At 67.3% G+C, this 25,420-nt stretch carries 18 protein-coding genes; 14 read left to right on the top strand and 4 right to left on the bottom strand.

The genetic code is table 11. From position 1 onward, the window contains the following. Positions 1-84: 84 nt before the first annotated feature. Both AC6LKG_RS08965 and coq7 read right to left on the bottom strand, forming a co-directional pair. Positions 85-1,188 carry an MraY family glycosyltransferase gene (locus tag AC6LKG_RS08965; RefSeq protein ID WP_498163992.1) on the bottom strand — a complete coding sequence of 368 codons (1,104 nt, stop codon included), beginning with the start codon at positions 1,186-1,188 and terminating at the stop codon, positions 85-87. Positions 1,189-2,008: 820 nt separating this feature from the next. Next, positions 2,009-2,686 carry a 2-polyprenyl-3-methyl-6-methoxy-1,4-benzoquinone monooxygenase gene (coq7, locus tag AC6LKG_RS08960; protein WP_498163991.1) on the bottom strand — a complete coding sequence of 226 codons (678 nt, stop codon included), beginning with the start codon at positions 2,684-2,686 and terminating at the stop codon, positions 2,009-2,011. Between the two features lie 117 nt (positions 2,687-2,803). Here coq7 and AC6LKG_RS08955 point away from each other — a divergent pair, with 117 nt between their 5' ends. The 4 genes from AC6LKG_RS08955 to AC6LKG_RS08940 all read left to right on the top strand — a co-directional run bounded on the left by AC6LKG_RS08955 (position 2,804) and on the right by AC6LKG_RS08940 (position 7,289). Beyond that, on the top strand, positions 2,804-3,247 hold the full coding sequence (locus tag AC6LKG_RS08955; protein WP_498163990.1) for an OsmC family protein: 444 nt from the start codon (positions 2,804-2,806) through the stop codon (positions 3,245-3,247). A gap of 37 nt (positions 3,248-3,284) precedes the next feature. After that, complete coding sequence (locus AC6LKG_RS08950; protein WP_498163989.1) at positions 3,285-4,256, top strand: thymidylate synthase; 972 nt, start codon at positions 3,285-3,287, stop codon at positions 4,254-4,256. A 358-nt stretch (positions 4,257-4,614) separates the two neighbouring features. Continuing rightward, the gene (locus tag AC6LKG_RS08945) at positions 4,615-6,678 is read left to right on the top strand and encodes a putative bifunctional diguanylate cyclase/phosphodiesterase (protein WP_498163988.1); all 2,064 of its coding nucleotides are present in this window, start codon (positions 4,615-4,617) and stop codon (positions 6,676-6,678) included. A 125-nt stretch (positions 6,679-6,803) separates the two neighbouring features. Further along, on the top strand, positions 6,804-7,289 hold the full coding sequence (locus AC6LKG_RS08940; RefSeq protein WP_498163987.1) for a dihydrofolate reductase: 486 nt from the start codon (positions 6,804-6,806) through the stop codon (positions 7,287-7,289). A 42-nt stretch (positions 7,290-7,331) separates the two neighbouring features. On the opposite strand, the gene AC6LKG_RS08935 is transcribed toward AC6LKG_RS08940, so the two are convergent. Beyond that, the gene (locus AC6LKG_RS08935; protein WP_498163986.1) at positions 7,332-8,750 is read right to left on the bottom strand and encodes an aminotransferase-like domain-containing protein; all 1,419 of its coding nucleotides are present in this window, start codon (positions 8,748-8,750) and stop codon (positions 7,332-7,334) included. Between the two features lie 169 nt (positions 8,751-8,919). On the opposite strand from AC6LKG_RS08935, the gene aptA reads away from it, so the two are divergent. The 10 genes from aptA (at position 8,920) to AC6LKG_RS08885 (ending at position 23,805) form a co-directional block, all read left to right on the top strand. Then, positions 8,920-10,245 (top strand): omega-aminotransferase AptA, encoded by a 1,326-nt coding sequence (aptA, locus tag AC6LKG_RS08930; protein ID WP_498163985.1) that lies wholly within the window; start codon positions 8,920-8,922, stop codon positions 10,243-10,245. A 98-nt stretch (positions 10,246-10,343) separates the two neighbouring features. After that, positions 10,344-11,840: a CoA-acylating methylmalonate-semialdehyde dehydrogenase gene (locus tag AC6LKG_RS08925; RefSeq protein ID WP_498163984.1), complete on the top strand. Its 1,497-nt coding sequence runs from the start codon at positions 10,344-10,346 to the stop codon at positions 11,838-11,840. A gap of 78 nt (positions 11,841-11,918) precedes the next feature. Further along, positions 11,919-13,424 (top strand): M81 family metallopeptidase, encoded by a 1,506-nt coding sequence (locus tag AC6LKG_RS08920; RefSeq protein ID WP_498163983.1) that lies wholly within the window; start codon positions 11,919-11,921, stop codon positions 13,422-13,424. An 82-nt stretch (positions 13,425-13,506) separates the two neighbouring features. Continuing rightward, on the top strand, positions 13,507-15,072 hold the full coding sequence (locus AC6LKG_RS08915) for an ABC transporter substrate-binding protein (protein ID WP_498163982.1): 1,566 nt from the start codon (positions 13,507-13,509) through the stop codon (positions 15,070-15,072). 26 nt (positions 15,073-15,098) lie between these two features. Continuing rightward, positions 15,099-16,040, top strand: coding sequence for an ABC transporter permease (locus tag AC6LKG_RS08910; RefSeq protein WP_498163981.1), 942 nt, complete (start codon positions 15,099-15,101; stop codon positions 16,038-16,040). A 9-nt stretch (positions 16,041-16,049) separates the two neighbouring features. Next, positions 16,050-16,955 (top strand): ABC transporter permease, encoded by a 906-nt coding sequence (locus AC6LKG_RS08905; RefSeq protein WP_498163980.1) that lies wholly within the window; start codon positions 16,050-16,052, stop codon positions 16,953-16,955. Positions 16,956-16,960: 5 nt separating this feature from the next. Next, positions 16,961-18,646, top strand: a complete 1,686-nt coding sequence (locus AC6LKG_RS08900) for an ABC transporter ATP-binding protein (protein ID WP_498163979.1) — start codon at positions 16,961-16,963, stop codon at positions 18,644-18,646. 44 nt (positions 18,647-18,690) lie between these two features. Then, the gene (locus AC6LKG_RS08895) at positions 18,691-20,100 is read left to right on the top strand and encodes an amidase (protein ID WP_498163978.1); all 1,410 of its coding nucleotides are present in this window, start codon (positions 18,691-18,693) and stop codon (positions 20,098-20,100) included. Between the two features lie 32 nt (positions 20,101-20,132). Continuing rightward, positions 20,133-21,608: a M81 family metallopeptidase gene (locus tag AC6LKG_RS08890; RefSeq protein WP_498163977.1), complete on the top strand. Its 1,476-nt coding sequence runs from the start codon at positions 20,133-20,135 to the stop codon at positions 21,606-21,608. A 211-nt stretch (positions 21,609-21,819) separates the two neighbouring features. Continuing rightward, positions 21,820-23,805, top strand: coding sequence for a DUF945 family protein (locus AC6LKG_RS08885; RefSeq protein ID WP_498163976.1), 1,986 nt, complete (start codon positions 21,820-21,822; stop codon positions 23,803-23,805). A 105-nt stretch (positions 23,806-23,910) separates the two neighbouring features. On the opposite strand, the gene gcvPB is transcribed toward AC6LKG_RS08885, so the two are convergent. After that, a partial coding sequence (gene gcvPB / locus AC6LKG_RS08880; RefSeq protein ID WP_498163975.1) for an aminomethyl-transferring glycine dehydrogenase subunit GcvPB occupies positions 23,911-25,420 on the bottom strand: 1,510 nt, incomplete at its 5' end.

The raw sequence follows: 25,420 nt of genomic DNA, 5'->3' as shown, positions 1-25,420 counted from the left end.
GTAAGAACGATCACGGCATTTTAAATATGGTCGGGGTGATGGATAACCGGGCCCCCGGCGGGAATCACCGGGGCACCCAAAAACTTAATCGGCCCGCAGGACGGACGGCAGCAGCAGCCATCCTGGCCGGCGCCAGGACACCAGGCGCGCATACAGCCAGATGTAAACGCCGGCAAAGACCAGCAGGCTGGCGCCCAGCGCCCAGGCGTTGTCCCACCAGATGGTGGCCGGCACCAGGCCTATCAGGGCCAGTACCCACATGTAGGGCGAGGCCAGGGCGTTGCATAGCGCCGGCACTGCATGGCGGCGTCCACGGCTGAAGGTCACCCGCACCAGGCGGCGGAAGACCAGTTGGTGCAGATGCAGGGCGTCCGGCTGGTCCACCGGCACGCCGCGCTTGAAGCGGCGGCGCCAGATCGAGAAGCCGGTTTCGAAGACGGGATAGAACAACACCGCCAAGGCGTAGAACGGCGACACCGACGGATTGCGCACCACCAGCAGCACGGCCAGTTCGGCCAGCATGAAGCCCAGGAAGTACGCCCCCCCGTCGCCCAGGAACACGCGCCCGAAGGGGAAGTTCCATACCAGGAACCCGAGCGTGGCCGATGCCAGGGCCGCGGCGACCAGGAAGATCGGCACGTCGCCCACTTGCAGCGCGACCAGGCTGATGGATACCGCCATCAGCGTCGCCACCATGCCGGCCAGGCCGTTCATGCCGTCGACGATGTTCAGCGCATGGGTACAGCCGCCCACCGCGAACATGGTGAAAACCAGGGAGACCGGCCAATACGACAGGATGTAGTCCACCGGCGCCATGCCGACGCGGCTGACACCGCCCAGCAACCACCAGGCGATCGCGGCGGACGCGAAGGCGGCCAGCAGGCGCTTGCTGGCGCCGATGTCCTTGGTGATGTCTTCGAGCAAGCCCGCCACGAACACCGGCAGCGCCGAAACGAACAATGCCGGCCAGAGCCAGGCCAGGGTCATGTTGTCGGGCCCCAGCACCAGCAGGCCCATGAGCGTGCCCGCCAGCACGGCCAGCCCGCCAACGCGCGGCGTGGCGCGCGAATGGTTCGCTTGCGGCTTGTTGAGATCGCTGTCGCCGGTGAAGGCGCCATGCCATCGCTCCGACGCCACGATGAGTCCCCCCACCATGAACGCGACCACGCATATGTACAGCCAGGTCACAGGGTCACCTCTGGTTGGTCTATCGAGACAGGCCGGTCATTATCGGCGGCAGGTGTAACGCCCATATATGGGAGGGATAAGGAAGTGCAATTCACCGGGACAGAACGTAACGACCGCGGACCGGGCTGGCACGTGTGCTTGCGCCCCCGGTTCAAGGGAGGCTCCGCAACGCGACCGCGGGCCTGCGGAAATACGGATTTCACCAAATGATTGTAGAGCTTTCCGCCCCTGCGCACGCGAAATATCCAAGGGAAAACGCGGAGTCCGCCATCAGGACGGCAGCCGGGGGGAAAAATCCTCGCCCGCGCCTTGCCGGGCCGCGTCCCGCAACGGCTCCGCAATAAATGGGGACGCATTTGTTTTCCTTAAAAAAAAGCCCGAGATCGTGAGATCTCGGGCTAAATCCACCAAAGGAGGAGGGTGGAGGAGACAACCGTGGCATGTTGGGAGCCGTTTTGCTCGCTGCGCTGTCGGGGTTTTGCACCGCGCCGACTGCGTTTCAACATCCGATGAGATGCATAGTATCGAGTTTTTTTGTGCGATGCAAGAATTTTTTTTCGCGCGGCTTGGCGTCGGAGCGAGCGTTGCATTTTTGCCGCAACGCCTGCCGCCATCGCCCGCAAAGCCGCACCCAGCAATGCCCTTCAAAAAAGGCGGGTTATTGCCAAACGGGTTTACCCCTTGCGGATTTACCCTAGCCTGGACCGGGTAATCCCGCCCTATGATTTGCACTAAAAAGGTGCGCCCGGCACCATGTTGCGGCAATTATTGCGCATCGCAACATTTTGATGCCCCGAGGCGTGGCATCGCATCGCCACCTTCAGACCCAATACGCCGTCGTCGTCATGACCTTGGACATCGCGCGCATGGCGGCCTTGACCGGGCCAGGCAACGGCACCCCGCCGGCGGCTTCGGCGCTGGCACGGTGCTGGGCCTCGTCGTCCTTCATCTTCTGCACGATCTGGCGTGAACGCGCGTCCTGTTCGGGCAGGGTACGCAGGTGCCCTTCCAGGTGCGCCTCGACCTGCTTCTCGGTTTCGGCCATGAAGCCCAGGTTGCGCGGCGCCCCCGCATAGCCGGCCAGCAGGCCGAGCGCGAAAGAACCGGCATACCAGACCGGGTTGAGCAGACTTGGACGGCTGCCCAGTTCGGTCAGGCGCTGGTTGCACCACACCAGGTGGTCTACTTCCTCGCCAGCAGCCTCGAGCAACAGGCTGCGCGGACCGGGTTCGCGGCACACCGCGGCCTGGCCACGATACAGGGCCTGGGCGCATACCTCGCCTACGTGGTTGACCCGCATCAGCCCGGCCGCGTGGCGCTTTTCCTGCGTCGACAGGGTGCCCGGCGCCTCCTCGGCGGTGGCCGGGTTGGGCCGGCCGGCGCTGGCGCTGCCGGACAGCACGCGCAAGGCCCGATCGGCCTCGGCCAGCAGTGCGTCCAACGGCGACGCACGGCGGGGGAATTTGGCGGAAGCGGTGGGGGACAGGGAGGGGAACATGGACAACTCCTGGATTGCGGCACACACCCCTGATGCGGGGCGGGGCTCTCACGCCTGGAATTGTACGCAACGGGTATCATCGGCCATTGACTGCGCTCAAGCACAAGGATCCGAGAAATGGAATGCACGATCGACTGGGGCGGCCCCAACGGCATGCTCTTTACCGCCAGCACCGGCAGCGGCCACGTAGCCGTGATGGATGGCGCGGTGGATGGCGGCGGCCACAACCTGGCGCCCCGCCCCATGGAAATGCTGCTGGCCGGCACCGGCGGCTGCACTGCCTATGATGTCGTGCTGATCCTCAAGCGCGGCCGCCACGCCGTGACCGGCTGCAGCGTCAAGCTGCGGGCCGACCGCGCCGATGTCGACCCCAAGGTGTTCACGCGCATCCATTTCGCTTTCACCGTCACTGGCCGCAACCTGCCGCGCGCGGCGGTCGAACGCGCGGTGCAGTTGTCGCACGAGAAATACTGCTCGGCTTCCGCCATGCTCGAAAAAACCGCCGAGCTGACCTTTTCGGTGGATATCGTCGATATCCAGGAAGCCCCCGCGGCGGCCTGACGCCGACGCCACTTCAGCCTTTTCTGATTCTGTTCCCATGAAACAATACCTGGACCTCGTTCAATCCATCCTGGACACCGGCGCGTGGCAGGAAAACCGGACGGGCATACGCACGCTGAGCATGCCGGGCGCCTCGCTGCGCTTCGACCTGCAACAGGGCTTTCCGGCCGTCACCACCAAAAAACTGGCCTTCAAGTCCGCCATCGGCGAAATGGTCGGCTTCCTGCGCGGCGTGCGCAGCGCCGCCGCGTTCCGTGAACTGGGTTGCAAGGTCTGGGACCAGAACGCCAACGAAAATGCCCAGTGGCTGGCCAACCCCTACCGAGAAGGCATCGACGACCTGGGTCCGGTCTATGGCGTGCAATGGCGCGAATGGCCCGCCTACAAATTGCTGGACGCAGGCCGCGAGGGCCAGATCGCCGACGCCCTGGCGCGCGGCTACACCAAAGTGGCCGACCTGCAGGCCGATGGCGCGCCCAAGGTGTTGCTGTACAAGGCGGTCGACCAATTGCGCCAGTGCCTGGACACCATCCACGAGCGTCCAGGCGACCGCCGCATCCTGTTCCATGGCTGGAACTGGGCGCAGATCGAGGAAATGGCGCTGCCCCCCTGCCACTTGCTCTACCAGTTCCTGCCGAACGCGACCACGCGCGAAATCTCGCTGTGCCTGTACATCCGCTCGAACGATGTCGGCCTGGGCACGCCGTTCAACCTGACCGAAGGCGCGGCCCTGCTGCATCTGGTCGGCCGGCTGACCGGCTACACGCCGCGCTGGTTCACGTATTTCATCGGCGATGCCCATATCTACGAAAACCACCTGCCGATGCTGCGCGAGCAACTGACCCGTACGCCACACGAGGCGCCGCGGTTGGTGCTGTCCGACCGCATTCCCGATTTCGCCCAGACCGGCCGCTACGAACCGCAATGGCTCGAACAGGTCGAACCGGGCGATTTCTCGCTGGCCGGTTACACCCATCACGCCCCCCTGACCGCTCCCATGGCGGTCTGAGCCGGCTCCCGCTCGACGGCGCCTCGCCCAGGTGAAGATTGGTGAGCATCTGGAGGCGCGTTTTCGGTATAACCCATCCCTTAGCCTCGGACGCGCTTCCTGCAAGCGCTGCGCGCCGTCGCTGCTGAACGGCCCTTGCCGCGCCGTGCCTGCCACTCGCCGCGTCACCGGATCATTCGCCGGTTTCGCCGACCGCCTGCAGGGCGGCGCCGCACCCCCCCATCCCTAAAAGAGAGTATGTGAATCGCCAGCGTCAACAGCAGGATGCCCGTGCGGCCAAGTTGCAACCGTTGACTACTAATTGATTTGAATTGAGGCCGGCGCGGCGGCTGTATGCGCTCAGGACAGGACCCCAAAAATGCTCGTTGGAACATATAACCCTTCGCTCGTCCTCGTATCCCTAGGGGTCGCCATCCTGGCGTCGTATACGGCGCTGGGTATGGCCAACCGCGTGCGGGCGGCGAGCGGGCTGCCGGCGGCGCGCTACTGGCTGGCGGGCGGCGCGCTGGCCATGGGCATCGGCATCTGGTCCATGCATTTCGTCGGCATGCTGGCATTCAACCTGCCCATCCCGATGGGCTACGACCTGCCGCTGACGGTGCTGTCGCTGGCCATCGCCATGGGCTGTTCCGCGTTCGCGCTGTGGATCGTCTGCAAGGACGAACTGCCCTGGCGCCGCCTGGTCAGCGGCGCCCTGCTGATGGGGGCTGGCATCGCCGCCATGCACTATATCGGCATGGCCGCCATGCGCATGGCGCCCGGCATCGTCTACGACCCGGCCTGGTTCATCGTATCCATCGTGATCGCGGTGGCGGCATCGGGCGCGGCGCTGTGGATCACCTACCGCCTGCGCCAGGACGGTCCGCGCGTGGCCCTGTCGCGGCCGCTGGCGGCCGTGGTCATGGGGCTGGCCATCGTCGGCATGCACTATACCGGCATGGAGGCAGCGGGGTTCCCGGAAGGCAGCATCTGCATGGCAGCGAACACGGGCATCTCGGCTGGATGGCTGGCCATCGCCGTGACCGCCGTGACGCTCAGCGTGCTGGCCATCGCCCTGGTGGTGGCGGTGCTGGACAATCGCCTGGAAGCCCGGACCTCGGCGCTGGCCTCCTCGCTGGCCGAAGCCAACGAAGAGCTGGTGCAACTGGCGCTGCACGACACGCTGACCAAGCTGCCCAATCGCATCCTGCTGGAAGACCGGCTGGAACAGGCCATCGAAAGCGCCAGCCGCCGCAAGGGCTATTTCGCCGTGCTGTTCTTCGACCTGGACGGCTTCAAGGCGGTCAACGACGCCTACGGCCACCATACCGGCGATGCCCTGCTGATCGACCTGGCCCAGCGCATCCGCCAGACCTTGCGCACACAGGACACGGTGGCGCGCCTGGGCGGCGACGAATTCATCGTGCTCAGCGAAGTGGTGGAACCCACCGACGCCGCCAACGTGGCGGACCGCCTGATCGAGGCGATCGCGCGCCCGGTGGTGGTGTACGGGCACGAGGTGCTGGTGACCTCCAGTGTCGGCATCGCCATCTACCCCAACGACGGCGAGGACACCCACGCCCTGCTGACCAATGCCGACGCCGCCATGTACCACGCCAAGCGCCTGGGCGGCACCGGCTACAGCTTCTTCGAGCCGTCGATGAACGCCGACGCGCACGAGCAGATCGAACTGCTGCACGACCTGCGCCTGGCGCAGGAACGCGGCCAGTTCGTGCTGCACTACCAACCCAAATACGAAGCGCCGTCCGGCCCCATCATTGGCGCCGAGGCGCTGCTGCGCTGGAACCATCCCACCCGCGGCCTGGTGGGTCCGGACCAGTTCATCCCGACGGCGGAAAAGACCGGGCTGATCCTGTCGATCGGCGAATGGGTCATCAACGAGGCCTGCCGCCAGATGCGCGAATGGATCAATGCCGGACAGGGGCACTGGACCATCGCCGTCAACATCTCGGCGCTGCAATTCGCCCATTCCGGGCTGGTCGAAACCGTGCGCGGCGCGCTCGCTCGCCACGACGTTCCGCCCTCCTGCCTGACGCTGGAAGTGACCGAGTCGACCGCCATGCGCGACGCCGAGGCCAGCCTGACCGTGCTCAAGCGCCTGTCGGGGCTGGGCGTGACCATCTCGATCGATGATTTCGGCACCGGCTACTCCAGTCTGCTGTACCTGAAGCGCCTGCCGGCCACCGAACTGAAGATCGACCGCGGCTTCGTCAACCAACTGGACAACGACAACGAGGACGCCGCCATCGTCTCGGCCATCGTCGCACTGGCGCAGCAGCTCAACCTGCGCATCGTGGCCGAGGGGGTCGAGACCTCGGCGCAGCAGAAGTTCCTGACCGGCCTGGGCTGCGATTCGCTGCAGGGCTTCCTGCTGGGCAAGCCGATGCCGGCCGACAAATTCCTGGAGCACGCCGCCGGCTGAGCCGTTCCCGGCGCCTTGCGGGCCGCCGCCACGGCAATGCGGCCCGCCCCGGCCCGCCAGATTTGCTACGCTTGGAGCCTTCCCGCCGCCACGCCGGCTTCCCTTGCCTGAGCGCCCCCGACCGCATGTCCGCCCGCCTGACCCTGATCGTCGCCTATTCCACCAATCGCGCCATCGGCCGCGACAACGCCCTGCCCTGGAAACTGCCGGGCGACCTGGCGCATTTCAAGCGCAGCACGCTGGGCCATCCGATCATCATGGGCCGCAAGACCTGGGAATCGCTCGGCCGGCCCCTGCCTGGCCGCGCCAACATCGTGATCAGCCGCAACCCCGCCTACGAGGCCGCCGGCGCCACCGTGGTGCCGACGCTGGAGGCCGCCGTCGCCGCCTGTGGCGACAGCGCCGAAGCCTTCGTCATCGGCGGCGCGCAGATCTACACGCAGGCCCTGGCGCTGGCCAGCCGCATCCTGGCCACCGAGGTCCACGCCGAGGTCGAGGGCGATGCCTTCTTTCCGCTGCTGCCCGGCTTCCAGTGGCGCGAAACCGCGCGCGCGGCGCAACCCGAGGAAAATGGCTACCGCTACGACTTCGTGACGTACGAACGCGCCTGAGACCGCCGGGCGGCGCCCGCCGCCCGAACCCGGTCCACAAGATCAGGCCGCGCCCTCATTGCGCATGAAACGCCATAGCGCCGGCGCTTCCGAATACGCCACGTTGAAGCGCACCCAGGGCGTATCGGCCTCGTCGACCTCGAAATACGATCCCGGCGCCAGCCAGATACCGTCCTTCAGCGCCAATCCGGCCAGGCCGTTGGCGCCGCGTTCGCGCCACTGGCCGGCCACCTTGGCCCACAGGAACAATCCAGCCTGGGGCCGCGCATAGATCTCGAAGCCATGCTGCGCCATCAGCCCCGCCACCGACGCGTGGGCCTGGGCCAGCCGTTCGCGGGTACGCTCGATGTGGGCCCGGTAGCGGCCTTCGCGGATCACCTGGTGCACGATGCGCTCCATGATCTCCGGCGACGTCAGCCCCACCGCCATCTTGGTGCGCGCGATGTCGCGCGTCAGGTCGCGGTGCGCCACCACGTAGCCGACCCGCACCGACGGGCTGATGACCTTGGAGTACCCCCCCAGGTAGACCACCCGCCGCCCCCCGTCCAGCGCCGCCAGCATGGGCGTCACGCCCGGGGCCAGTTCGCGCGAGATGTCGTCCTCGACCACCCACAGCCCATGGCGCTCGGCCAACTGCAGGATGCGGAAGGCGTTGGCCATGCTGATGCTGGCGCCGGACGGGTTCTGCAGGGCGGTGTTGACGAACAGCGCCCGCGGCCGGTGCTGCGACGCGGCCTGCTCCAGCGCCTCGCAATCCAGGCCGTCCAGGGTGCGCGGCACCGGCACCACCCGCAGCCCGGCCAGCCGCAGCATCTGCAGCAGGTTGGCGTAGGCCGGCTGTTCGACCAGCACGGTGTCGCCCGGCCGCAGCAGCGTGCGAATCACCATGTCGAGGCCGTGCGTCACGCCCTGGGTCAGCAGCACCTGCGATACCTCGACCTCCATGCCCTGCGCACCGAGCGCGGCGGCGATGGTTTCGCGCAGCGGCGCGTAACCATAGGGATGGCCGTAGTTGGCGATGCGCATGGCCGGCACCCGGCCCATGTGCCGCAGCGCCATGTGCAGCCCCTCTTCATTGAGCCACTCGCCCGGCAGCCAGCCGCAGCCCGACTTGATGGGGATGGAGTGGTCCGCGAAGATGTCCGACAGCAGCCAGGCCGCGTTCAGGCGCGGCGGCTCCCAGGACTGCGGCTCGCCACGGCGCGCCGGTGCGTCGGGCGAGGCCACCCGGTAGCCAGCGCCAGGCCGGGCCGCCAGCCAGCCCAGCGACACCAGGCGGCTGTAGGCGCTGGCCACGGTGAAGGTGCTGACCTGGTGTTGCCGGGCAAACTCGCGCACCGAAGGTAGGGACATACCCGGACGCAGCAACTGCGCCTCGATGGCACGCAGCACGGCCGCCACCACCTGGTCCACCAGGGTCGGCGCCTGGCCACGGGCACGGACGGGCTGGAAATCGATCACGGCGCTACGCTATCTGTACAGTTGTCATGCCTGCAACTATACAGTTAGCCCGGTTTGCGCGGATTGTATATTTTCATTCCTCCCGGGACGGACCAGAATCAATCGCATCCCGCCGGCCGCCCGCCCCACTTGGCGCAGGCCCGGCGTTTGTCCTTGCCCTGGAGCCACCATGAACGCCCCCGCCGAGTTGCCCGACCTGTCCCATCTGTGGATGCCCTTCACCGCCAACAAGCAGTTCAAGGCGCACCCGCGCATGCTGGCGTCGGCCAAGGGCATGTACTACACCTCGGCCGACGGCCGCCAGGTGCTGGACGGCACCGCCGGGCTGTGGTGCGTCAATGCCGGCCACGGCCGCCAGGAGATCGTCGAGGCGATCTCGCGCCAGGCCGGCATCATGGACTACGCCCCAGGCTTCCAGCTCGGCCATCCGCTGGCCTTCGAGGCCGCCACGGCCGTCGCCAGCTTCATGCCGCAAGGCCTGGATCGCGTGTTCTTCACCAACTCGGGTTCCGAATCGGTCGACACCGCCCTGAAGATCGCCCTGGCCTACCACCGCGCCCGCGGCGAAGGCCAGCGCACCCGCCTGATCGGCCGCGAGCGCGGCTACCACGGCGTGGGCTTCGGCGGCATTTCGGTCGGCGGCATCTCGACCAACCGCAAGACCTTCTCCGGCGCGCTGCTGCCCGCCGTGGATCACCTGCCCCACACCCACAACCTGGAACAGAACGCCTACTCCAAGGGCCAGCCGGCCTGGGGCGCGCACCTGGCCGACGAGCTCGAGCGCATCATCGCGCTGCACGACGCCTCGACCATCGCGGCAGTGATCGTCGAACCCATGGCCGGCTCCACCGGCGTGCTGATCCCGCCCAAGGGCTACCTGGAAAAGCTGCGCGAGATCACGTCCAGGCACGGCATCCTGCTGATCTTCGACGAAGTCATCACCGCCTACGGCCGCCTCGGCGCGGCCACCGCGTCGGAATTCTTCGGCGTGACGCCGGACCTGATCGCCATGGCCAAGGGCGTCAGCAACGCCGCCGTGCCGGCAGGCGCGGTCGCGGTGCGCCGCGAGGTGCATGACGCCATCGTCAACGGCCCGGCCGGCGGCATCGAGTTCTTCCACGGCTACACCTATTCGGCCCACCCGCTGGCGGCCGCCGCCATCCTGGCGACGCTGGACATCTACCGCCGCGAAGACCTGTTCGCCCGCGCCCGCAAGCTGTCCGGCGCCTTCGAGCAGGCCGCCCACAGCCTGAAGGGCGCGCCGCACGTCATCGACGTGCGCAACCTGGGCCTGGTGGCCGGCGTCGAGCTGGCCCCGCGCGCCGGCGCGCCGGGCGCGCGCGCCGCCGAAGTGTTCCAGAAGTGCTTCGACAGCGGCCTGATGGTGCGCTACACCGGCGACATCATCGCCGTCTCGCCCCCGCTGATCATCGACGAGGCCCAGATCGGCCAGATCTTCGAGCAGATCGGCAAGGTGCTCAAGGAAGTCGCGTAGTCCCCCGGCGCGGCGCAGGCGCCGCGCATCGCACACCACGGCGGGCGGCCCCGGGCCGCCCTCCGGCGTTTTCAAAGAACCCCGCTCCGAGCTTTCCCATGAAGAAGAACCTCTCCCACTACATCAACGGCCAGCCCTACGATGGCCGCAGCAACCGCTACGCCGACGGTTTCAATCCGGCCACGGGCGAGATCATCACGTCCGTGCCGCTGGCCTCCACCGACGAAGTGGCGCTGGCCGTGGCCGCGGCCAAGGCCGCCTTTCCGGCCTGGTCGGAAACCCCCGCGCTCAAGCGCGCCCGCGTGCTGTTCAACTTCAAGGCGCTGCTGGACAAACACCAGGACGAACTGGCCGAACTGATCACGCGCGAGCACGGCAAGGTGTTCTCGGACGCCAAGGGCGAAGTGATGCGCGGCATCGAAGTGGTCGAATTCGCCTGCGGCATTCCGCAACTGTTCAAGGGCCAGTATTCCGACCAGATCGGCGGCGGCATCGACAACTGGAGCATGCGCCAGGCGCTGGGCGTGGTGGCCGGCATCACGCCGTTCAACTTCCCGATGATGGTGCCGTGCTGGATGTTCCCGGTGGCCATCGCCTGCGGCAACACCTTCGTGCTCAAGCCGTCCGAACGCGATCCCTCGGCCTCGCTGCGCCTGGCCGAGCTGCTGACCGAAGCCGGCCTGCCGCCGGGCGTGTTCAACGTGGTGCACGGCGACAAGCAGGCCGTGGACGCGCTGATCGCGCACCCCGACGTCGAGGCCCTGTCGTTCGTCGGCTCGACCCCGATCGCCGAATACATCTACGCCGAAGGCACGCGCCGCGGCAAGCGCGTGCAGGCCCTGGGCGGCGCCAAGAACCACCTCGTGGTGATGCCCGACGCCGACCTCGAACAGGTCACCGACGCGCTGATGGGCGCGGCCTACGGCTCGGCCGGCGAGCGCTGCATGGCGATCTCGGTGGCGGTGGCGGTGGGCGACGTGGCCGACAAGGTGATCGAACGCCTGGTCCCGCGCGTCAAGGCCCTGGTGGTCAAGGACGGCATGCAGGGCGACGCCGAAATGGGCCCGCTGGTCACCGCCCAGCACCGCAACAAGGTCATCGGCTACATCGAGGACGGCGTCGCCGCCGGCGCCGAGCTGGTGGTCGATGGCCGCGGCCTGACGGTGCCGGGCGCCGAAAAGGGCTTCTTCCTGGGCGGCACGCTGTTCGACAAGGTCAAGCCCACCATGAACATCTACCGCGAGGAGATCTTCGGACCGGTGCTGTGCGTGGTGCGCGTGCCCGACTTCGCCGCCGCGGTCGAACTGATCAACGCTCATGAATTCGGCAACGGCGTGGCCTGCTTCACGTCCGACGGCGGCGTGGCGCGCGCCTTCGCCCGCCAGATCAAGGTGGGCATGGTCGGCATCAACGTGCCGATCCCGGTGCCGATGGCCTGGCACTCGTTCGGCGGCTGGAAGCGCTCGCTGTTCGGCGACCACCACGCCTATGGCGAGGAAGGCATCCGCTTCTACTCGCGCTACAAGAGCGTGATGCAGCGCTGGCCGGACAGCATCGCCAAGGGCGCGGAATTCACCATGCCGGTGGCCAAGTAATCATGTAGACGCTCTCACCGCCCCGAGCCGCCAGGCGGCCGGGGTTTTGCCGAAAGACACACAACAAGGGGAATCCTGATGCGCATCGGGATCGGCGGCTTTCAGCATGAAACCAATACGTTCGCGCCCTCGCGCGCGGCCTGGGAAGACTTTGCCGACAAGGGCGGCGGCTGGCCGAAGCTGGTCAGCGGTCCGGCGATGTTCCAGGCCGTGGCGGGCGCCAACATTCCCGTGGCCGGCTTCATCGAGGCCATGCGACAGCACACGCTGCTGCCGGCAACCTGGGCCGCGGCCAGCCCGTCCGGCCCGGTCACCGAGGATGCGTTCGAACGCATCAGCGCGCTGATCCTGCAGGGCCTGCGAGCGGCCATGCCGCTGGACGGTGTGTACCTGGACCTGCACGGCGCAATGGTCACCGAGCACCTGGACGACGGCGAAGGCGAACTGCTCAAGCGCGTGCGCGCGCTGGTCGGCCCCGACGTGCCGGTGGTGGCCAGCCTCGACCTGCACGCCAACATGACAGCGGCAATGGTGCGTTACGCCGACGCGCTGGTCTGCTACCGCACCTATCCGCACATCGACATGGCCGAGACCGGCCAGCGCGCCGCCGCCCTGCTGGCACAGCGCCTGGCGGGCGCGCCGCGGCCCTGCGTGGCGCTGCGGCAGTTGCCCTACCTGATTCCGCTGTGCTGGCAATCGACCGACATCGAACCGGCGCGCAGCCTGTACCAGATGGTGGGCGACATCGAGGCGCGCGGCGCCCAGAGCGCGTCGCTGGCCACCGGTTTTCCCGCGGCGGACTTCCCCGACTGCCTGCCGGCGGTGTGGGCCTACGGCGCTACCCAGGCCGAGGCCGATGCGGCCGCCGACACGCTGGCGCGCGCAGTGCTCGAAGCCGAACGCGACTTTGGCGGCACCCTGTATTCACCCGACGACGCCGTCACGACCGCCCTGCGCCTGGCGCGCGAGGCCAATGCGCCGGTCGTCATCGCCGAAGCGCAGGACAACCCCGGCGCGGGCGGCAGTTCCGACACCACTGGCCTGCTGCGCGCGCTGATCCGCCACCAGGCGCGCGATGCCGCCATCGGCCTGATCGTCGATCCGCAAGCGGCGCTGGCCGCGCATCGCGCCGGCGTTGGTAAAACGGTCCGCATTGCACTAGGTGGACACTCGGGTATTCCCGACGACGAACCGCTGGACGCGGAGTTCGTCGTGGAAAAAACTTCCGATGGCCGCTTCGACACGCACGGCGCGTTCTACCGCGGCTTTCACATGGACCTGGGGCCCAGCGCCTGTCTGCGGATCGGCGGCGTGCGCGTCGTGGTGGCTTCCAACAAGGTCCAGATGGCCGACCAGGAAATGTTCCGTTTCGCCGGCATCGAACCGCGCCGCGCGGCCATCCTGGCGGTGAAAAGCTCGGCGCATTTCCGTGCCGACTTCACACCGATCGCCCACACGATCCTGGTTTGCGCCGCACCGGGCTCGATGCTGATGGATGCGGCAAAACAACCATGGACACGCTTGCGTCCCGGCATCAGAATGGCGCCTTGCGGCCCGGTCTTTGCCGATGCCGCAGCCGACTGACCCTCACATGCCGCCCGCAGGCGCGGCGTGTCAACGACGTAGCGGCAGACGCGCCGCTCACTCCGCATAAAAGGGGAATTTCATGCTCAAGTTCGTCCGCGCGGCCGCATTCGCCGGCGCCACCCTGCTGATGGCCCATGGCGCCTATGCCGAAACCGTCATCAAGGCGGTGATGCATTCGCCGCTGCGCCTGACCGATCCGCACGCCACCACCGCGTACATCACGACGTGGCACGGCTACATGATCTACGACACCTTGCTGGCCACCGATGCCGACAACAAGATCCAGCCGCAGATGCTGGAAAAATGGGATGTCTCGGCCGACGGCAAGACCTACACCATGACCCTGCGTCCGGGCCAGAAATGGCACGACGGCAAGCCGGTCACGGCCGAGGACTGCGTCGCGTCGATCAAGCGCTGGGCGGCCGGCGACGGCATGGGCCGCACGCTGCTGAAGTTCACCGACAAGATCGAAGTCATCGACGACAAGAGCTTTCGCATCGTCATGAAGGAACCCACGGACCTGGCGCTGCGCGCCCTGTCCAAGCCCACCGGCACCGCGCCGTTCATGATGCCCAAGCGCATCGCCGAACAGCCGGTCGGCAAACCGATCACCGACATGACCGGCTCGGGCCCTTTCAAGGTGGCCGAATTCAAGCCGGGCGTGAAGACCGTCTACGTCAAGAACACCGACTACGTGCCGCGCAAGGAACCCGCCAGCGGCCTGGCCGGCGGCAAGGTGGTCAATGTGGACAAGGTCGAATGGGACGTGATGCCCGACGCCCTGACCACCGCCAACGCCCTGCTGGGCGGCGAGATCGACTTCGTCGAACAGTTCCCCTACGACCTGCTGCCGATGGTCGAAGGCAACAAGGACCTGAAGGAGGAGTCGCTCAGCCCGGTCGGCTACTTCACGATGTACCGTTTCAACTTCAAATACCCGCCCTTCAACAACAAGAAGATCCGCCAGGCCGCCATGTATGCCATCGGCCAGGAAGACGTGATGAAGGCGCTGGTCGGCAATCCCAAGTACTGGAAGACCTGCGCCTCGCTGTGGGGCTGCGGCACGCCGCTGGAATCGGACATCGGCAAGGACGTGGTGGTGCCCTCGAACATCGAGAAGGCCAAGGCCCTGCTGAAGGAAGCCGGCTACGACAACACCCCCATCCTGATGATGCACGCCACCGACGTCGGCACGCTGTCGGCCCAGCCGGTGGTGATGGCCCAGGCGCTGCGCAAGGCCGGCTTCAACGTCAACCTGGCGGCGATGGACTGGCAGAGCGTGGCGACCCGCCGCGCCTCCAAGGCGGCGCCGGCCGAAGGCGGCTGGAACATCCACAACACCAACTGGTACGCCACCGACGTGATGGATCCGGTGCGCTCGGCGCCGGCCGCGGCCAACGGCGACAATGCCTGGTTCGGCTGGCCCGACTTCCCGCAGGTCGAGGAACTGCGCACCAAGTTCGCGCTGACCTCCGACCCGGCCGAACAGAAGAAGATCGCCGATGAATTGCAGCGCATCGGCATCGACGAAGGCCTGTACGTGCCGCTGGGCCAGATGTCCGTGCCCACCGTCTACTCCACCAAGCTCTCGGGCCTGGTGCATGCGCCGGTGTTCGCGTTCTGGAATGTGAAAAAAGCCCCGTGACGGGCAGGTAGTTCAGGGGGAAATACATGCTGGCATTCGTCTCACGCCGGCTCCTCGCGACCATCCCCGTGCTGGTGATGGTCGCGGTGGTGGTCTTCGCGATATTGCGTCTGAGCCCGGGTGATCCGGCCATCATCATGGCGGGCGACGGCGCCACGCCCGAGCGCATCGAACAGATACGCCAGACGATGGGCCTGGACCAGCCGGTGGCCAAGCAGTTCTTCATCTGGGGCGGCAAGCTGCTGCAGGGCGACCTCGGCACCTCGCTGATGTCCGGCGTGCCGGTCACCCAGCTCATCGGCCAGCGCCTCGAACCGTCGTTGAGCCTGGCCATACTGACGCTGGTCTTCACGCTGCTCGTGGCGATTCCGCTGGGCGTGCTGGCGGCATGGCGCCAGGGCCGGCTGCTGGATCGCGCCGTCATGGGCTTTTCGGTGCTGGGCTTCTCGGTGCCGGTGTTCGTCACCGGCTACCTGCTGATCTGGGCCTTCGCCATCAAGCTCGGCTGGTTCAACGTGCAGGGCTACACGCCATTGGCCAACGGCTTCTGGCTGTTCCTGCACCGGCTGATCCTGCCGTCGCTGGCGCTGTCCACGGTCTATATCGCGTTGATCGCCCGCATCACGCGCACCAGCGTCATCGAGGTGATGGGCGAGGACTTCATCCGCACCGCCCGCTCCAAGGGCCTGACCGAGACCGGCGTGCTGCTGGGCCACGCTTTGCGCAATGCCGCCGTGCCCATCGCCACGGTGGTGGGGCTGGGCATCGCGCTGCTGATCAGCGGCGTGGTGGTGACCGAATCGGTGTTCAACATCCCCGGCCTGGGCCGGCTGGTGGTGGAAGCCGTGCTGGCGCGCGACTACCCGGTGATCCAGGGCCTGACCCTGTTCTTCGCCTTCGTCTACGTGTTCATCAATCTGGTTGTCGATTGCGCCTACACGGTGTTCGACCCCCGTATCCGATACTGAGGCCACGCCATGCAAACGCCAACCGACGCCGCCGCGCAAGCGGCCGCCGACCTCCCCGGCGGCGGCACGCCCCATGTCACCGCCTGGCGCCAGATCCGCCAGGGCCTGCGAAGCTGGCCGGTCATGCTGGCCCTGGTAGTGCTGGTCGCCATCATCGCCATCGCCGTGTTCGCGCCGCTGCTGGGCACGGTCGACCCCACCTTGATCGATCCCGGCGCGCGCCTCAAACAGCCGTTCACCGACTATCTGTTCGGCACCGACGCGTTCGGCCGCGATGTCTGGTCGCGCGTGGCCTATGGCGCGCGCGTCTCGCTGATCGCCGGCCTGGGCGCGGCAGTCGTCAGTGTCGCCATCGGGCTGGTGGTGGGCGTCATCGCCGGCTGGTTCCGCTCGCTCGACGGCATCATCATGCGCACCATGGACGCCATCATGGCGATCCCTGGCATCCTGCTGGCGATCGCGCTGGTATCGGTCACCGGTGCCAGCCTGACGACAGTGCTGGTGGCCATCACCATCCCCGAGATTCCGCGGGTGGTGCGGCTGGTGCGCGGCCAGATCCTGAGCGTGCGCGGCGAACCGTACGTCGAAGCCGCGCTGGCCCTGGGCACGCCGCTGCCGCTGCTGCTGTGGCGCCACATGGTGCCCAGCACCATCGCGCCGCTGACCGTGCAGGGCACCTACGTGTTCGCTTCGGCCATGCTGACAGAGGCAATCCTCAGCTTCCTGGGCGCGGGCATCCCGCCCGAGATCGCCTCCTGGGGCAACATCATGTCCGAGGGCCGCATGTACTTCCGCATGCTGCCCGGCCTGATCCTGTTCCCGGGCCTGTTCCTGTCGCTGACCGTGCTCAGCGTGAACATCCTGGGTGACGCGCTGCGCGATGCCCTCGACCCGAAAATGGTGCGCAGGATCTGATGCCGATGACTTACTCTCCCACTCCCCCCGCGGGCGACAACTCGTCCGCCATCCTGGCCATTCGCAACCTGTCGGTGGAAGTCGGCGGCGCCGGCAATCGCGTGGTGCGCAACCTGAGCCTGGACGTGCATGCCGGCGAAACCGTGTGCGTGGTCGGCGAATCCGGCTCGGGCAAGTCGGTCACCTCGCTGGCCGTCATGGGCCTGCTGCCGCCGGGCGTGCTGCGCATCAGCGCGGGCTCGATCCATGTCGAAGGCGAAGACGTGGCCAACGCCACGCCGCGCCGCCTGCGCGAGCTGCGCGCCACCCGCATGGCGATGGTGTTCCAGGAGCCCATGACCGCCCTGAACCCGGTGCACACCGTTGGCAAGCAGGTCGACGAAGTGTTGCGGCTGCATCGCCGCATGTCGGCGGCCGAACGCCGCGCCAAGGTGCTGGACATGTTCCGCTCGGTGCACCTGCCCGACGTCGAGCGCATCTACGATGCCTATCCGCACCAGCTCTCGGGCGGCCAGCGCCAGCGCATCGTGATCGCCATGGCGCTGATCCTGGAGCCCAAGCTGCTGATCGCCGACGAGCCGACCACGGCGCTGGACGTCACCACGCAGAAGCAGATCCTGCTGCTGATCAAGGAACTGCAGGTCAAGCACCGGACCGCCGTGCTGTTCATCACGCACGACTTTGGCGTGGTGGCCGAGATCGCCGATCGCATCGTGGTGATGAACCGCGGCGACCTGATCGAAAGCGGCACGCGCAACGAAATCCTGGCCGAACCCAGGCAATCGTACACGCGCCGCCTGGTGTCGTCGGTGCCCAGCCTGGTGCCCTCGCACCGCGAAGCGCCCGCCGGCCAGCCGGTGCTGCACGTCAAGGGCCTGGGCCGCACCTACGGCGGCAAGGGCTCGCTGTTCTCGCGCCGCGCGCCGCAGAACGTCATCGCCGCGGCCGACGTCAACCTGACGCTGCGCAAGGGCGAGATCCTGGGCATCGTGGGCGAATCCGGTTCGGGCAAATCGACGGTGGCGCGCTGCATCGTGCGCCTGATCGAGCCCACCGCCGGCCACATGATGATGGGCGGCGAAGACCTCAGCACCCTGTCCGGCGCGGCCCTGCGGCCGGTGCGCCGGCGCATCCAGATCGTGTTCCAGGACCCGTACCGTTCGCTCAACCCGCGCCGCACCGTGGGCGAGTCGATCATCGAAGGCCTGCTCAATTTCGGCGTGCCCCGCGACAAGGCCGAGCAACGCGCTGGCGAGACCCTGACGGTGGTCGGGCTCAGCCCCGACGCCATGCGGCGCTATCCGCACCAATTCTCCGGCGGCCAGCGCCAGCGCATCTGCATCGCCCGCGCGCTGGTGATGGACCCCGAGATCCTGGTGGCCGACGAAGCCGTGTCGGCGCTGGACGTGTCGGTGCAGGCGCAGGTGCTGGAACTGCTCGAGCAGGTGCGCGAGCGCACCGGCGTGGGCGTGCTGTTCATCACGCATGACCTGCGCGTTGCCGCGCAGATCTGCGACACCATCATGGTCATGCAACGCGGCAAGGTCGTCGAGACCGGCGCCGCGCAGGCCGTGCTGACCGATCCCCGCCACGAGTACACCCGCGCCCTGATCGACGCGGCACCCGGGCGCGACTGGGACTTCCGCAACTTCCGGCCCGTGGCGGCCGGGCTGGCGGCCCCCGCCGCCTGAGGCGTCCCAATCAACCCAGGCATCCCACGCAATCGGAACCCGCCATGTCGCAACCGCATGAACTCTCGGCCCAGGAACTGCTGGCCGCCTATCGCAACAAGACCCTGTCGCCGGTCGAGGCGACCCGCTCGGTGCTCGACCACATCGCGCGCTGGGAACCCCACATCCACGCCACCTACGCGCTCGATCCCGACCAGGCACTGGCGCAGGCGCGCGCCTCCGAGGCGCGCTGGATGAAGGGCGAGCCGCAGGCCTGCGGCGGCTACTCGCTGGACGGCGTGCCCGCCACCATCAAGGAAAACATCGCCACCCGCGGCGTGCCGGTGCCGCTGGGCACGGCCGCCACCGACCTGACGCCCGCCACGGCCGACGCGCCGCCGGCGGCGCGCATGCGCGAGGCCGGCGCCGTGGTGCTGGGCAAGACCACCATGCCCGACTACGGCATGCTGTCCTCGGGACTGTCGAGTTTCCATGCGCTGACGCGCAACCCCTGGGACCTGAGCAAAAACCCGGGCGGCTCCAGCGCCGGCGCCGGGGCGGCGGCGGCGGCGGGCTACGGCCCGCTGCACATCGGCACCGACATCGGCGGCTCGGTGCGTCTGCCGGCCGCCTGGTGCGGCATCGCCACGCTCAAGCCCAGCCTGGGCCGCATTCCCATCGACCCGCCCTTCATGGGCCGCTGCGCCGGCCCCATGACGCGCGACATCGCTGACGCCGCGCTGATGATGGGCGTGCTGTCGCAACCCGACGCGCGCGACCACATGAGCCTGCCGTTCCAGGACTTCGACTGGCTCAACCTGGATGCCGACGTGCGCGGCCTGCGCATCGGCCTGCAACTGGAGGCCGGCTGCGGCCTGCCGCTGGACCCGGAGATCCGCGCCGCCGTCGAAGCCGCGGCCCGACTGTTCGAGTCGGCCGGCGCCATCGTCACGCCGCTCAAGCCGTGGATGACGCCGGAGATGCTGGACGGCGTCGACCGTTTCTGGCGCACCCGCTCGGCCATTGACCTGAGGGCCCTGCCGCAAGCGCGCCGCGACAAGATCCTGCCGTTCATCCGCGCCTGGGCCGAAAGCGGCGGCGGCCAATCCGGCGAGGCCGTGTTCCGCAGCTACTACGAAACCCTCAACGTGCGCGCCAGGACCGTTGCCGCCACCGCCCCCTACGACTACGTGCTGTCGCCGGTGGCGCCGGTGGTGGCCTACAACGCCGAGTGGGCCGCGCCCACCAACGAGGTGGCCACCACCATGCACCACATCGGCTACACCCTGCCGTACAACATGAGCGAGCAGCCGGCCGCGTCGGTCAATTGCGGCTACACGCGCGCCGGCCTGCCGATCGGCCTGCAGATCGCCGGCGCCCGTTTCGACGACCTTGGCGTGCTGCGCGTGGCCCGCGCCTGGGAACGCATGCGCCCGGCGCAGCATCCCTGGCCGCAGCCGCCCCAGGCCGCCTGATCCTTTCCCCTTTGGCAACCACAGGAATTTCCATGCGTTGGCTTCTGGCAATGATCAAGCACGAGACGAACACCTTCTCGCCCGTGCCGACCCCGCTCGCGCGCTTTTTCCGCGGCAATCCTGAAATCCTGGCCGGCGACCGCGCCATCCGCGCCTACGAGAACACCGACAGCGGCCTGGGCGGCTACATCGAGGTGGCGCGCCGCGTCGGCGCCGAGATCGTGGTGCCGGTGGCCGCCGAGTCCTGGCCCAGCGGCCCGGCCAGCGCCGAGACCCACGAGCTGCTGTGCAAGCGGGTGCTGGACGAGGTCCGCAAGGGCGGCTACGACGCCATCCTGCTGGACCTGCATGGCGCCATGGTGGCCGAAGGCGTGGAAGACGCCGAAGGCGACCTGCTGCGCCGCCTGCGCGAGATCGATCCCAACACGCCGGTGGCGGTGACGCTGGACATGCACGCCAACATCTACGCCGACATCGTCGACAACGCCACCGTCATCAGCGGCTTCCATACCTATCCGCACGTCGACATCCGCGAGGCCGGCGTGCGCGCGGCCAACGTCATCGTGCGCACGCTCAAGGGCGAGATCAAACCCGTGATGACCTGGGGCGGCAAGCCCATGCTGCCGCACGTCATGTGCCAGGGCACCCACGCCGATCCCAACAAGTCGCTGCAGGAACGCTGCCGCCAGCTGGAGGCCGACGGCGTGCTGGCGGCCTCGGTGTTCGTGGGTTTCCCCCACGCCGACATCCGCGAGGCCGGCCTGAGCGCCGTGGTCTGTACGGACGCCAACCTGGCCCAGGCGGAGCAATACCGCGACGAGCTGCTGGACCGCGCCTGGAACGACCGCGCGAAATGGGTGTTCCATTCCGAGCCGCTGGCGCCCACCATTGCCCGGGCCAAGGCCATCGAGCAGGGACCGGTGGTGCTGCTGGACCACTACGACAATACCGGCTCCGGCGGCACCATGGACACCACCGCGGTGCTGGCCGAAGTGCTGCGCCAGGAACTGGACAACGTGGTGTTCTACGCCATCTGCGATCCGCAGGCGGCGCGCGAAGCCGCCACGGCGGGCGTCGGCAGCACCGTTACCCTGCCCCTGGGCGGCAAGGTGGACATGCCAGCCATCAATCGACGCGGCGAACCGCTGACCGTGACTGGCCGGGTCAAGCTGGTGTTCGACGGGGTCTACCTGAACCGCGGCCCCATGTACCGGGGCGTACGCAACGACACCGGCCTGACCGTGGTGATCGATACCGGGCGGGTCGAGATCGTGGTGGTGTCGCGCCACCAGGAGCCCTTCGATATCAATTGCCTGTTGTCGGCGGGGATCGACCCGCTGCAAAAGCGCTACGTGGTGCTCAAGAGCCGGGTGCATTGGCGCGCAGGCTTTTCCGCCATGGCCACCGAGGTCATCGAATGCACGGGGGTCGGCGTGACGACTTCGGACTACGCCCAACTGGACTTCAAGCACGTGCGCCGGCCGATCTACCCGCTGGACCCGCTTTAACCGCCGCTTTGTCGACAATACGGCCGGCGCCCGAGGGCGCCGGCTTTCATTTTGAAATCTTCGGTAACTGGGCGCGCGGTAAGACGCCATCCCACCTCGGTATACTCGCCGCGGGTCCTGACAGGCCGATGAACGCGTCCCAGCCGCCCGTGCCTAGCCATGGCGCCGCGCCGCTCGGACAAGACTCGACAATCAACGACAAAGCAAAACGATGAAAAAGAGCGTAGCGATCACCCTTGCGGTGGTCATAGTGGGAGCGGGAAGCTGGGTAGGCGCCACGTGGTACACCGGCAAACGTATCGAGGAAAGTACCCAGCGCCGCCTGGCCGAAACCAATGAGAGACTGGCCCGGATCACGCCCCTGTTCGGCCTGCGCATCGACCAGCTCCAATATCAACGCGGCCTGTTCTCGACCCAGGCGCGCTATGGACTGTCGTTCGTCAGGAACGACAAATCCCCCAGCGACATGCCCGTCGGCATGATCGAATTCGATACCCGCATCGAACACGGCCCGTTCCCCAAGAGCGCGCTGGCGCGCGGCGCCATCGCCCCCAAGCTGGCCTTCGTCCACGCCGAACTGGCCAAGACCGACAACGTCAAGCCGGTGTTCGAGCTGACCAAGGATGTCCCGCCGCTGGTTTCCGATGCGGTCATCAGCTTTGGCGGCAACACCGCCTCGACCTCGCGCATCGCGCCGGTCAAGGTCACCCACGACGGCAACTCGGTCGATTTCAGTGGCATGGAAATCACCGGCACCTTCGACCGCGGCCTGCAGGCCGTCACCGCCAACGCCACGACCGAGACGCTGGCCGTGGACGGCACCAAGAGCCACGATCCCATCAAGATGGTGCTGTCGGGTCTTTCCATGAATGTGGACAGCCGCATGGGCAAGTTCGGCCTGTCGGTCGGCGACTCGGGCATCAAGATCCAGCGCACCGAAGTCGTCAAGCCCGACGCCGACGTCAAGGTCGTGCTCGACAACTTCGGCTACACCGTCAAGCTCAGCGAAGACGACAAGAACATCAACATCCAGGCCGCCTACCAGACCGGCGACCTGAACGTCAACGACGTGGTGCTGGGCAATGGCCAGGCCGTGATCAAGCTGTCCAGGCTGGACGGCGCCGCGGTCAAGCAACTGTCGGATACCTACAACCAGTTCATGGGCCAATACATGGCCGATACCCAGGACGAAGGCCTGAACGACGAACAGTTCCAGTTGCTGCTGGACAATGCGGGCAAGGTCCTGGCCGGCAACCCGTCGTTCAGCATCGACCCGATCAGCTGGAAGACGGCCAAAGGCGAAAGCAAGCTGAACTTCACGCTGGACCTGGCCAATCCGTCTGACGTCAAGGATCTGACGCCGCAGGAAATCCTGGTCAAGGCGATCAAGCAGATCGACGCCACCCTGGTGATCTCCAAGCCGATGGTGCAGGATCTGATGGTGCAGTACGCCATCAAGAAAAACGGCCTGACCGCCGACAAGGCCGAGGCCGAAGCCGCCGACGACATCCGCAGCATGTCCGGCATGGCCGAGATGCTCAACGTCGGCAAGAACGACGGCGACAACATCGTCGGCAAGTTCCACTTCGCCGACGGCATGGGCGACCTGAACGGCAAGAAGATCCCCGCCGAGGAACTGTTCTCGGGCCTGCTGGGCGCAGCCGGGATGCACGACGACATGTCCGGCGAGGAAGGCATGGACGAGGAGTACGAAGCGCAGCCGGCGGCCGGGGCCACCGCCATGGACGACGACATGGCCGCGACCAGCAACGCCGACGTCGTGAACGAGTTCGACGTCGACACGGTCGTCCACATGCTGGAGGACATGGGCTACAGCACGCGCAAGACCGACGGCGACGAAGGCCCGGTCCTGATCCTGGACGCAGGCAGCACCGGCGCCACCGACCTGCGCCTGGAATTTCTGTGCAACGACTTCTCCGAGAAGTGCTACGACCTGGTCGCCACCGCGACCTACGCCAGCAAGAAGCCGGCCACGCTCAAGGCCATCAACGCCTGGAACCAGGAATACCGCTGGACCCGCGCCTACCTGGACGACAAGAACCAGGCCGTGCTGCAGATGGACATGAATGCCGAAGGCGGCATCGGCAAGAAGAACCTGCAGATCCTGCTGAACACTTACTTCAGCATCACCGAGGACTTCGCCACCGCGATGTCGGCGGCGCCGGCCAGGAAGTAAGACGGCCGCGCAAAAGCAAACCCCCCATCATGCGATGGGGGTTTTTTTTGCCTGTCGCCAGGCGGGCCTCGATGACCCGCCCAAAGGGCGAGCCATCTCGCGGCATCAGGCGTAGGCTTCGACCGGCAGGCAGGCGCACACCAGGTTGCGGTCGCCATAGGCGTTGTCCACGCGCGCCACCGGCGGCCAGTACTTGGCCTCGCGCAGCGACGCCACCGGGTAGGCGGCCTGCTGGCGCGGGTAGTCGTGCAGCCATTCCTCGGCCAGCAGCATCTGCGCGGTGTGCGGCGCGTTCTTCAGGACGTTGTCCTCGCGGTCGCGTTCGCCGCGCTCGACCTGGGCGATTTCCTCGCGGATCGAGATCATCGCCTCGATGAAGCGGTCCAGCTCGGCCACGCCTTCGGATTCGGTTGGCTCGACCATCAGCGTGCCAGCCACCGGGAAGCTCATGGTGGGAGCATGGAAGCCGTAGTCCATCAGTCGCTTGGCGATGTCCTCGGCGCTGATGCCGCTGGTTTCCTTGAGCGGACGCACGTCCAGGATGCACTCGTGCGCCACGCGGCCGTTGCGGCCCGCGTACAGCACCGGGTAGTGATCGCGCAGGCGGGTGGCGATGTAGTTGGCGTTCAGGATCGCGACTTCGGTGGCGCGGCGCAGGCCGTCAGCGCCCATCAGCGCGATGTACACGAACGGGATCGGCAGGATGCCGGCCGAGCCGAACGGCGCGGCCGAGACCGGGCCAACCTTGGCTTCGCCGGGCAGCTTGCCCTGCTCGTTCACCACGCCCGGCAGGTACGGCGCCAGGTGCGCGCGCACCGCCACCGGACCGACGCCCGGGCCGCCGCCGCCGTGCGGGATGCAGAAGGTCTTGTGCAGGTTCAGGTGCGACACGTCCGAGCCGAACTTGCCCGGCTTGGCCACGCCCACCATGGCGTTCATGTTGGCGCCGTCCAGGTACACCTGGCCGCCGGCCTGGTGCACCTGGTCGCAGATCTCGGTCACGGCTTCCTCGAACACGCCGTGCGTGGACGGGTAGGTGATCATCAGCGCGGCCAGCTTGTCGCCGACCTGTTCGATCTTGGCGCGCAGGTCGACCAGGTCGACGTTGCCGTTGGCGTCGGAGGCCACCACCACCACGTCCATGCCGGCCAGTTGCGCCGACGCGGGGTTGGTGCCGTGGGCCGACGACGGGATCAGGCAGACGTTGCGCTGGTGCTGGCCGTTGGCCTGGTGGTAGCCGCGAATCGCCAGCAGGCCGGCGTATTCGCCCTGCGCGCCCGAGTTGGGCTGCAGGCTGATGTTGTCGTAGCCGGTGATCTCGCACAGCGCGGCCGACAGGCGCGTGATCAGCTCGTCGTAGCCCTTGCTCTGCGAGGCGGGCGCGAACGGATGCACCAGCGCGAACTCGGGCCAGGTGATGGGGATCATCTCGGCCGTGGCGTTCAGCTTCATCGTGCACGAGCCCAGCGGGATCATGGTGCGGTCCAGCGCCAGGTCCTTGTCGGCCAGCTTGCGCAGGTAGCGCAGCATGTCGGTTTCCGACTGCACGCTGGAGAACACCGGGTGCGTGAGGATGGCGCTTTCACGCGCCAAGGCGGCGGGGATACCACCCGCC

This window comes from Achromobacter sp. 46006 (genome assembly GCF_059761975.1).
Note: the sequence above shows the minus strand (reverse complement) of the source record. Positions and strands in the feature narration are given on the sequence as shown.